This is a genomic window from Novosphingobium naphthalenivorans NBRC 102051 (genome assembly GCF_001590985.1).
GTDB classification, from domain to species: domain Bacteria; phylum Pseudomonadota; class Alphaproteobacteria; order Sphingomonadales; family Sphingomonadaceae; genus Novosphingobium; species Novosphingobium naphthalenivorans.
In genome coordinates, this window is the sequence record NZ_BCTX01000067.1 from 17,192 (window position 1) to 27,402 (window position 10,211).

The window sequence follows — 10,211 nt, forward strand, 5'->3', positions numbered from 1 at the left end:
CATCGCGCCTCGGCAGTCAACCGGAGGCAAGATGACAAAGCCGCTGCCAAACGACCAGCACGCCCAGCTGGAAGCCCTCTATGCCGAGATGGCCCCACAGAGCCTCACCCCATTGTGGGAAGTGCTGAGCGCCCTTGTTCTCACACAACCGGACAGTCCGGCCCGCGTCCACAAATGGAGCTACGACCAAGCGCGCAGCTATCTCATGCGCGCGGGCGATCTCATCTCGGCCGAACAGGCCGAGCGGAGGGTTCTGATCCTGGAGAATCCCGGTCTGACAGGGCTTTCCGCGGTCACCCCCAGTCTTTATGCGGGGCTGCAGCTCATCCTTCCCGGCGAGGTCGCACCTTGCCATCGGCACAGCCAGTGCGCCCTGCGGTTCGTGATCGAGGGCGAAGGCGCCTACACCGCAGTCGATGGCGAAAAGGCGGTCATGCGCCCGTTTGATCTCGTTCTGACGCCGGGCGGGCAATGGCATGATCATGGCAACTTCACCGACAAACCGATGATATGGCTCGATGGGCTCGATATTCCGACGGTCCGTCACTTCGATGCAAGCTTCGCAGAGAAGCTGCCGGAGGCGATGCACCCGGAAACCGTGAAGCCCGGAGATACCCTCGCTCGATACGGCCACAATATGCGGCCGATGCGCGGCGGCGTTGCGGATCGTCGTCCCTCCCACCAACCCCTCTTTCACTATCCCTATTCCGATTGGCGCCCCGCGCTCACTGCCATGGCGGCCAGCGCGGAAATCGATCCGCATCTGGGCCATGCGCTCGAGTTCCTGAACCCTGCCGATGGCGGCCCGATCATGCCCACCATTTCGGCACATGTAAGGCTGATACCACAAGGCTACGCTACCCTTCCCCGCCGCTCGACCGATGGCACGACTTTTGTCGTTGTCGAGGGCGAAGGGGAGGCCCGTGTCGATGGAGAAAGCCTCGCGCTCAAGCCACGCGACATTTTCGTCGTTCCCTCTTGGAAGGCACTGGAAATCTCCGCGCAAAACGAACTCATTTTGTTCGGTTTCTCGGACAAGGCTTCCCAGCAGAAACTCAACCTCTACAAGGAGCAACTCTCGTGACACTGTTTGAAGTGCTTCCCGCAACGCTTGCAAAAACCACCGGCGGCGACGACTTTCCGGTACGCCGGGTCTTCTGCGTCGGGCGAAACTACGCCGCGCACGCCCGCGAAATGGGCCGCGACCCGGATCGGGAACCTCCGTTCTTCTTCACCAAATGGGCCGAGACTGTCGTACCGAGCGGCTCCACCATTGCCTATCCGAGTGCGACGTCCGACTTTCATTATGAAGCGGAGCTGGTGGTTGCGATGGGGCAGGCCGGCAGGGACATCCCGGTCGAAAAGGCGCTCGACCATGTCTACGGCTATGCAACCGGCCTCGATATGACCCGCCGCGATCTCCAGCTGGCCGCCCGCGCGCAGGGCCGCCCCTGGGATACCGGCAAGAACGTAGAGCAATCCTCGCCACTGGGCCTCATCCACCCCGTGTCCGAGGTGGGTCATCTCGACAAGGGGGCAATCCGCCTCACCGTGAACGGTGAAGTGAAGCAGGATGCGGATCTGACCGAACTGATCTGGCCCGTCGCCGACGTCATCGCGTTCCTCAGCACGCTCTATCGTATCGAGCCGGGCGATCTCATCTACACTGGCACGCCCGCTGGCGTTGGAGCTGTGGTCGAGGGCGACGTGGTGACCGTCACGATCGAGGGTCTCGAACCCACCGAAGTCACCATCGGCCCAAAAGCCGCCAACTGAAAAAGAGCTTGCATGGAACTGGTAGTAGAACCCCTCAATTTGCATCTGAACGCGGAGACCGGCAGCACCCTGCTTGACGTGCTCAGGTCCAACGAGGTCCCCATTTCTTATAGCTGCATGTCGGGCCGCTGCGGCACTTGCCGTTGCCGTGTGATTGCCGGCCATCTTCGCGATAACGGCCCCGAGACAGGGCGCCCGCAGGCAGGAAAGGGAACCTACGTTCTGGCCTGTCAGGCGGTACTGATCGAAAACTGCACGATTGAGATCCCTGAATCTGACGAGATCGTGGTTCACCCGGCGCGCATCGTCAAGGGGACGGTCACAGCGATAGACGAGGCCACCCATGACATCCGGCGCCTGCGCATCAAACTGGCCAAGCCGCTTGAGTTCAGCCCCGGCCAGTACGCAACGGTGCAGTTTACGCCCGAATGCGTCCGCCCCTATTCGATGGCCGGGCTGCCTGGCGATGCAGAAATGGAGTTTCAGATTCGCGAGGTTCCGGGCGGGCACGTCAGCAACTACGTTTTCAATGAACTGTCCGTAGGCGCTTCGGTGCGGATCAGCGGCCCCCTCGGAACGGCCTATCTGCGGCGCACGCACACGGGCCCCATGCTTTGTGTGGGGGGTGGAACCGGTCTGGCGCCCGTCCTTTCGATCATTCGAGGCGCACTGGAGGGAGGGATGAGCAACCCCATCCATCTGTACTTCGGTGTGCGGAGCGAGCAGGACATCTATGACGAGGAACGCCTTCACGCATTGGCTGCAAGGTTTCCGAATCTCAAGGTGAATGTCGTTGTTGCAACAGGCCCTGCCGGCCCTGGTCATCGATCCGGCCTGGTCACCGATCTGATCGACCGTGACCTGCCCAATTTGGCGGGATGGCGCGCCTACCTGTGTGGCGCTCCGGCCATGGTAGAGGCCCTGAACCTGCTCGTTGCTCGCCTGGGCATAGCACCCGGGCATATCCATGCCGATGCGTTCTATCCCAGCGGTGTCTGAGCGAAGGCGCCATGCGAGCCCAATTTAATCCAAGGAAACCATGCCATGAATGAACCCCAACCAGTGTTTCCCCAAGATCCGAAGTGGCCGGGCGACGGCAGCAGCCGCGTTCCCTTCTGGGCCTACACCCGCGAAGACCTGTACAAGCGCGAATTGGAGCGCCTGTTCTATGCAAACCACTGGTGCTATGTAGGCCTGGAAGCCGAGATTCCGAATCCAGGCGACTTCAAGCGAACGGTGATCGGTGAGCGCTCGGTCATCATGGTGCGTGATCCGGATGGCGGCATCAACGTGGTGGAGAACGTCTGCGCCCACCGTGGCATGCGCTTTTGCCGCGAGCGCCACGGCAACGCCAAGGACTTCTTCTGCCCCTACCACCAGTGGAACTACAGCCTCAAGGGTGACCTGCAGGGCGTGCCCTTCCGCCGTGGCGTCAAGCAGGACGGCAAGGTCAACGGCGGCATGCCCAAGGACTTCAAACTCGAAGAACACGGCCTGACCAAGCTCAAGGTGGCCGCCCGAGGCGGTGCAGTGTTTGCCTCTTTCGACCACGATGTCGAGCCTTTCGAGGACTTCCTGGGCCCAACCATCCTGCACTACTTCGATCGCGTCTTCAATGGCCGCAAGCTCAAGATCCTGGGCTACCGCCGCCAGCGCATCCCGGGCAACTGGAAGCTGATGCAGGAGAACATCAAGGACCCCTACCACCCGGGCCTGCTGCACACCTGGTTCTCGACCTTCGGGCTCTGGCGCGCCGACAACAAGTCGGAACTGAAGATGGACGCCAAATTCCGCCACGCCGCGATGATCTCCACGCGCGGTCAGGGCGGCAAGAACGAGGAGGTCGTGTCCGGCGTGGACAGCTTCAAGGAGCAGATGAAGGTGAACGACCCGCGTCTGCTGGACATCGTGCCCGAGCCCTGGTGGGGCGGCCCGACCGCCGTGATGACCACGATCTTCCCCAGTGTGATCATCCAGCAGCAGGTCAACAGCGTATCGACGCGCCACATCCAGCCCAACGGCCACGGCTCCTTCGACTTCGTCTGGACCCACTTCGGCTTCGAGGACGACAACGAGGAGTGGACCCAGCGCCGCCTGATCCAGGCCAACCTGTTCGGCCCGGCAGGCTTCGTCTCGGCCGACGACGGCGAGGTGATCGAGTGGTCGCAGGAAGGCTTCGAGCAGAACCCGTCGCACCGCTCCGTGATCGAGATGGGCGGCCACGAGATCGGCGACACCGACCACATGGTCACCGAAACGCTGATCCGCGGCATGTACGACTACTGGCGCAAAGTGATGGGGGAGTGAACATGATCGACTTCAAGACGTACTTCGAACTGCTGAACCTGTACAGCGACTACGCCATGGTCTGCGACTCCGCCGATTGGGAGAAGTGGCCTGATTTTTTCATTGAGACCGGCACCTACCGCCTGCAACCGCGCGAAAACTTCGAGCAGGACTTGCCGCTGTGTCTGCTGGCGCTGGAGAGCAAGGCCATGATCCGTGACCGAGTGTACGGTGTCAAGGAAACCATGTACCACGATCCCTACTACCAGCGCCACATCGTAGGCACGCCGCGCGTGCTGTCGGTGGAGCGTGACGCGGATGGCGAGCGCATCACCGCCGAAGCCAGCTATGCCGTGATTCGCACCAAGTACGACGGCGATTCCACGGTTTTCAACGCCGGCTATTACCGAGACGTGATCGTGCGAACACCCGAGGGCCTCAAGCTGAAGTCGCGCCTGTGCGTGTACGACAGCGAAATGATTCCCAACTCCATCATCTACCCTATCTGAGAACGAATCCAATGAGCGAGAACTGGATCGACGCCGCCGCCCGCGACGAGGTGCCCGAGGGCGACGTGATCGGCATCAATATCGTCGGCAAGGAGATTGCCCTCTACGAGGTGGCGGGCGAGATCTACGCCACCGACAACACCTGCACTCACGGCGCCGCCCGCATGAGCGATGGCTTTCTCGAAGGCCGGGAAATTGAATGTCCTTTGCATCAAGGCCGATTCGATGTTTGCACGGGTAAAGCCTTGTGCACACCCCTGACACAGGACATCAAAACCTACCCCGTAAAAATCGAAAACATGCGCGTGATGCTCAAGCTGGACTAAAACTCTTTGCAGGAGGAAAGCCAAATCCGGAAATCACCCCACCCAACCCAATCACTACCCGTTTTCAAACAAGAGGAGACAAGCAATTATGAGTTACCAAAACTTAGTGAGTGAAGCAGGGCTGACGCAAAAGCACCTGATTCATGGTGACAAAGAACTTTTCCAGCATGAGATGAAGACCATCTTCGCGCGGAACTGGCTTTTTTTGACCCATGACAGTCTGATTCCCTCCCCCGGCGACTATGTCACAGCAAAAATGGGCGTCGATGAAGTCATCGTCTCCCGTCAGAACGATGGCTCCGTGCGAGCCTTTTTGAATGTTTGCCGCCACCGGGGCAAGACACTGGTGAACGCAGAAGCCGGAAATGCGAAAGGCTTTGTGTGCAGTTACCACGGCTGGGGTTTCGGCTCCAACGGTGAACTTCAAAGCGTTCCCTTTGAAAAAGAATTGTACGGAGATGCGATCAAAAAGAAGTGCTTGGGCTTGAAAGAAGTCCCGCGCGTCGAGAGCTTTCATGGCTTTATTTACGGCTGTTTTGATGCAGAGGCTCCCCCGCTCATGGATTATCTGGGTGATGCAGCCTGGTACCTGGAGCCCATCTTCAAGCACTCAGGCGGTCTGGAACTTGTAGGCCCCCCGGGCAAAGTGGTGATCAAGGCCAACTGGAAGGCGCCCTCGGAAAACTTTGTGGGTGACGCATACCACGTGGGCTGGACGCACGCATCGTCTTTGCGCTCAGGTCAGTCGATATTTACCCCTCTCGCGGGCAACGCCATGCTGCCGCCCGAAGGCGCGGGCTTGCAAATGACCAGCAAATACGGCAGCGGCATGGGGGTGTTGTGGGACGCTTATTCCGGCGTTCACAGCGCCGACCTGGTGCCGGACATGATGGCATTCGGCGGCGCAAAACAGGAAAAGCTCGCCAAAGAAATCGGTGATGTTCGGGCGCGGATTTACCGCAGCCATCTGAACTGCACGGTTTTCCCGAACAACAGCATTTTGACCTGCTCCGGCGTTTTCAAGGTCTGGAACCCGATCGACGAGAACACGACCGAAGTTTGGACGTATGCGATCGTGGAAAAAGACATGCCGGAGGAATTGAAAATCCGCTTAGCCGACGCGGTTCAGCGCACGTTCGGACCTGCAGGCTTCTGGGAAAGCGACGACAACGACAACATGGAAACCGAGTCGCAAAATGCCAAGAAATACCAATCCAGCAACAGCGATCTGCTTGCCAACCTGGGTTTCGGCAAGGACGTCTACGGTGATGAAGTATATCCCGGCGTCGTTGGCAAGTCGTCCATCGGTGAAACCAGCTATCGCGGCTTCTACCGCGCCTACCAAGCGCACATCAGCAGCTCCAATTGGGCCGAGTTCGAAAACACCTCCCGAAATTGGCACACCGAACTCACCAAGACGACTGATCGCTAATCCAGGAGCCAACCATGATGATCAATACCCAGGAAGACAAGCTGGTCTCCGCGCACGACGCCGAAGAATTTCATCGTTTCTTCGTCGGGCACGACAGCGATCTGCAGCAAGAAGTCACCACACTCCTGACCCGAGAAGCACATCTGTTGGACATTCAGGCCTACAACGCCTGGCTTGAACACTGCGTTGCCCCCGAGATCAAATACCAAGTGATCTCGCGAGAACTTCGCTCCACTTCCGAGCGTCGATACCAACTGAATGATGCGGTGAACATCTACAACGAGAACTATCAGCACCTGAAAGTTCGAGTTGAGCATCAGCTCGACCCGCAGAATTGGGCCAACAGCCCGAAGATGCGTTTCACTCGCTTCGTCACCAATGTCATGGCAGCCAAGGACACGGGTGCACCGGATCTGCTGCATGTCCGCTCCAACCTCATTCTCCACCGCGCCAGGCGCGGAAACCAGGTTGACGTGTTCTATGCAACGCGAGAAGACAAATGGAAACGTAACGAAGGTGGTGGCATCAAATTGGTCGAACGCTTTGTGGACTACCCGGAGCGCATTCTCCAAACCCACAACCTGATGATCTTCCTGTGAGCCCTGGGGATGCCTGCCTGGATGGCGGGCATTCGTGATTATTTTTAACGGAAATTTATTGACATGAACACACAGCAAGTTGTTGCCATCACTGGCGCCGGCTCGGGCATTGGTTTCGAGTTGGTTCGCTCTTTTAAGGCAGCCGGTTATCGCGTATCTGCACTCGTTCGCAACGAGGAGCAAGAGGCGGGTCTTCGCAGTGAATTCAAAGACGACATTGAGATCGTGGCGGGCGATGTCCGTGATCACGCCACCAATGAGAAGCTGGTTAAACAGACGGTTGCCAAGTTCGGGCGCCTGGATTGCTTCATCGGAAATGCCGGGATATGGGATTACATGCTGAGCATCGATGAGCCTTGGGAGAAATTCTCGGGCAGTTTCGACGAGATATTTGACATCAACGTCAAAAGCTATTTCAGCGGCATCAGCGCGGCCTTGCCGGAGCTCAAAAAGACGAACGGATCGGTGGTGGTGACGGCTTCCGTTTCTTCCTATGCGGTCGGTGCCGGCGGTTCTTGCTACATTGCCAGCAAACATGCGGTGCTGGGCATGGTCAAGGCTTTGGCCTACGAATTGGCTCCGCACATCCGGGTCAATGGCGTTGCGCCAGGTGGCACGGTCACTTCTTTGGCTGGCCCGGCAAGCGCTGGCTTCGACAAAACCAAAATGAAAGACATGCCCGGCATCGATGACATGATCAAAGGCCTGACTCCCCTGGGGTTCGCGGCAAGGCCCGAGGACGTGGTGGCACCGTACCTTTTGCTGGCCTCCCGGGAACAAGGGAAGTTCATCACTGGCACGGTGATCAGCATTGATGGCGGCATGGCGCTCGGCCGCAAGTGAATTTTTAACTGAAGCAAATTTATCAACCCCGTTCTCAGGAGACACCCCATGAAGACGAAATTGTTTATCAACGACGCCTGGATCGATTCAGGTGACAAAAAATACTTTGATCGGAAGCACCCTGTCAGTGGCGAGACCATGACCCAATGCGCGAATGCGACGGTGGCCGATGCGGGCAAGGCGGCTCAATCCGCCCAAGAGGCGTTCAAGTCCTGGAAGGCCGTTGGGCCTTCGGAGCGGAGGCGCCTTCTCTTGAAGGTGGCAGAGGTCATGGAGAGCAAAACGCCCGAGTTCATTAAAGTGATGGCCAAGGAAGTGGGCGCCTCCGCGCTATGGGCGGGGTTCAACGTGCACCTGTCGGCCAATGTGTTCCGGGAAGCCGCCTCACTGGCCACGCAAATACAAGGTGAAACCATTCCGACGGACAAGGCTGACACCCTGTCGATGACGCTGCGTCAACCGGTCGGCCCCATCTTGAGTATCGTGCCATGGAACGGCACCGCAGTGCTCGCGGCGCGGGCCATCGCGTATCCGTTGGTCTGCGGCAATACCGTGGTGTTCAAAGGCTCCGAGTTCAGCCCCGGCACGCACGCGTTGATCGCGAAGTGCGTACAGGAGGCCGGCCTGCCCGCTGGCGTGCTCAATTATCTGAACTCGTCCCCGGACCGCTCGCCCGATATCGCCGATGCGCTGATTTCGTCTAAAGAGATTCGTCGCATCAACTTTACGGGCTCCACTCGCGTGGGGCGCATCATCGCCCAGAAAGCGGCCCAACATCTCAAGCGCTGCTTGCTGGAGTTGGGTGGCAAGTCCCCGCTGATCGTTCTGGACGACGCGGACATCGACGCGGCGGTCAAGGCAGCGGTGTTTGGCAGTTTCCTGTTCCAAGGCCAGATCTGCATGTCCACCGAACGCCTGGTGGTCGACGAGAAGATCGCGGACGAATTTGTCGCGAAGTTCGTCGAGAAAACCAAGAAGTTGAGTGCAGGCGATCCGTGCGTGACCGGGGACTGCGTCATTGGTCCGATGGTGTCGTCCAACTCGGGGGACCGGATCAATGGCCTGTTGAAAGATGCCATCGACAAGGGTGCCAAGGTCGTGTGCGGTGGTATGGCCGAGGGTGCGGTCATGCCCGCCACGATCCTGGACCACGTGACAGCCGACATGCAGATCTACGATGAGGAAACCTTCGGTCCCATCACCGTGGTTATCCGTTGCAAGGGCGAAGCAGACGCCATCCGCATTGCCAATGACAGCGCCTACGGCCTGTCATCGGGCGTGTTTGGCCGGGACGTGAACCGGGCTCTGCGCGTGGGCATGGCGATCGAATACGGCTCGGTCCATATCAACGGGTCTACCGTGCAGAACGAGGCGCAGGCGCCTTATGGCGGCACAAAGGCCACCGGTTATGGCCGCTTCGATGGACGCGCGGTGATCGACGAGTTCACGGAGCTCAAATGGCTAACCATTGAACCGTTCGAACAGCAGTATCCCTTCTAAGCCGAAGCAACAAAGGAGTTAAACCATGAGCAAGCAAGCAGCAGTCATTGAACTAGGATACATGGGCATTTCGGTCAAGGATCCCGCAGCGTGGAAATCCTTTGCCGCGAACATGCTGGGGCTTCAAGTCCTCGATGAAGGTGACAAGGACCGCTTCTATCTGCGAATGGACAATTGGCACCACAGAATCGTGGTCCATCACAATGGTCAAGATGACCTTGAATACTTGGGTTGGCGTGTCTCCGGTCAACCGGAATTCGATGCATTGGGCCAAAAGCTCCAGGACGCAGGCTACAAAGTCCACGTGTGCGACAAAGCCGAAGCACAGGAACGCATGGTGCTGGGCCTGATGAAGACGGAAGATCCGGGTGGCAACCCGACCGAGATTTTCTGGGGACCCCGGATAGACCTGAACAACCCTTTCCACCCCGGTCGCCCCTTGCACGGCAAGTTCTTGACTGCTGACCAAGGCCTGGGCCACTGCATAGTGCGTCAGAGCGACGTGGAAGCGGCGCGCAAGTTCTACAGCCTGCTGGGCTTCCGTGGAGATGTCGAGTACCGCCTTCCTTTGCCCAACGGCATGACGGCTGAGTTGACGTTCATGCATTGCAATGCTCGCGATCATTCCATCGCTTTCGGTTCAATGCCTGCGGCCAAGCGCCTCAATCATCTGATGATTGAATACACTCATATCGAAGATTTGGGTTACACACACCAGCTTTTCACGAAGGAAAAGATTGACATTGCCTTGCAATTGGGCATCCATTCCAACGATAAGGCGCTGACGTTCTACGGGGCAACACCTTCCGGCTGGCTGATCGAACCTGGGTGGCGAGGCGCCCCCGCCATTGCTGAATCGGAATATTACGTCGGCGACATTTTCGGTCACGCCATCGAGGCCACCGGTTATGGATTGGACGTCAAACTGAGCTAGCCATGC

Annotated in this window: 11 protein-coding genes; all 11 read left to right on the top strand. The window is 58.5% G+C overall.

All coding sequences use genetic code 11. The features are described 5' to 3' along the window. The first annotated feature begins 31 nt into the window (after nucleotides 1-31). The 11 genes from gtdA to nahC all read left to right on the top strand — a co-directional run bounded on the left by gtdA (nucleotide 32) and on the right by nahC (nucleotide 10,205). Nucleotides 32-1,084, top strand: a complete 1,053-nt coding sequence (gene gtdA / locus NN5_RS18730) for a gentisate 1,2-dioxygenase (protein WP_067736874.1) — start codon at nucleotides 32-34, stop codon at nucleotides 1,082-1,084. Continuing rightward, the gene (locus NN5_RS18735) at nucleotides 1,081-1,776 is read left to right on the top strand and encodes a fumarylacetoacetate hydrolase family protein (RefSeq protein WP_157081213.1); all 696 of its coding nucleotides are present in this window, start codon (nucleotides 1,081-1,083) and stop codon (nucleotides 1,774-1,776) included. The genes gtdA and NN5_RS18735 overlap by 4 nt, the downstream gene beginning before the upstream one ends. Before the next feature lie 12 nt (nucleotides 1,777-1,788). Next, the gene (gene nagAa, locus NN5_RS18740) at nucleotides 1,789-2,775 is read left to right on the top strand and encodes a naphthalene 1,2-dioxygenase/salicylate 5-hydroxylase systems ferredoxin--NAD(P)(+) reductase NagAa (protein WP_034303856.1); all 987 of its coding nucleotides are present in this window, start codon (nucleotides 1,789-1,791) and stop codon (nucleotides 2,773-2,775) included. A gap of 45 nt (nucleotides 2,776-2,820) precedes the next feature. Next, nucleotides 2,821-4,083, top strand: coding sequence for a salicylate 5-hydroxylase large oxygenase NagG (gene nagG / locus NN5_RS18745; protein WP_034303855.1), 1,263 nt, complete (start codon nucleotides 2,821-2,823; stop codon nucleotides 4,081-4,083). Between the two features lie 2 nt (nucleotides 4,084-4,085). After that, nucleotides 4,086-4,571 carry a dalicylate 5-hydroxylase small oxygenase NagH gene (gene nagH / locus NN5_RS18750; RefSeq protein WP_034303854.1) on the top strand — a complete coding sequence of 162 codons (486 nt, stop codon included), beginning with the start codon at nucleotides 4,086-4,088 and terminating at the stop codon, nucleotides 4,569-4,571. Between the two features lie 11 nt (nucleotides 4,572-4,582). After that, entirely contained in the window at nucleotides 4,583-4,897 is a 315-nt protein-coding gene (gene nagAb, locus NN5_RS18755) for a naphthalene 1,2-dioxygenase/salicylate 5-hydroxylase systems ferredoxin NagAb (protein ID WP_034303853.1), read from the top strand. Between the two features lie 88 nt (nucleotides 4,898-4,985). Beyond that, nucleotides 4,986-6,329: a naphthalene 1,2-dioxygenase system large oxygenase NagAc gene (nagAc, locus tag NN5_RS25275; RefSeq protein WP_084385043.1), complete on the top strand. Its 1,344-nt coding sequence runs from the start codon at nucleotides 4,986-4,988 to the stop codon at nucleotides 6,327-6,329. Nucleotides 6,330-6,343: 14 nt separating this feature from the next. Next, complete coding sequence (gene nagAd / locus NN5_RS18765) at nucleotides 6,344-6,928, top strand: naphthalene 1,2-dioxygenase system small oxygenase NagAd (RefSeq protein ID WP_067736877.1); 585 nt, start codon at nucleotides 6,344-6,346, stop codon at nucleotides 6,926-6,928. 63 nt (nucleotides 6,929-6,991) lie between these two features. Then, nucleotides 6,992-7,771 carry a 1,2-dihydroxy-1,2-dihydronaphthalene dehydrogenase NagB gene (gene nagB, locus NN5_RS18770; RefSeq protein ID WP_034301428.1) on the top strand — a complete coding sequence of 260 codons (780 nt, stop codon included), beginning with the start codon at nucleotides 6,992-6,994 and terminating at the stop codon, nucleotides 7,769-7,771. Nucleotides 7,772-7,819: 48 nt separating this feature from the next. Beyond that, nucleotides 7,820-9,271: an aldehyde dehydrogenase gene (locus NN5_RS18775; RefSeq protein ID WP_067736879.1), complete on the top strand. Its 1,452-nt coding sequence runs from the start codon at nucleotides 7,820-7,822 to the stop codon at nucleotides 9,269-9,271. Nucleotides 9,272-9,296: 25 nt separating this feature from the next. Beyond that, a complete protein-coding gene (nahC, locus tag NN5_RS18780; RefSeq protein ID WP_067736881.1) occupies nucleotides 9,297-10,205 on the top strand; it encodes a 1,2-dihydroxynaphthalene dioxygenase in 909 nt (302 codons plus the stop codon). The last annotated feature ends 6 nt before the right edge of the window (nucleotides 10,206-10,211 follow it).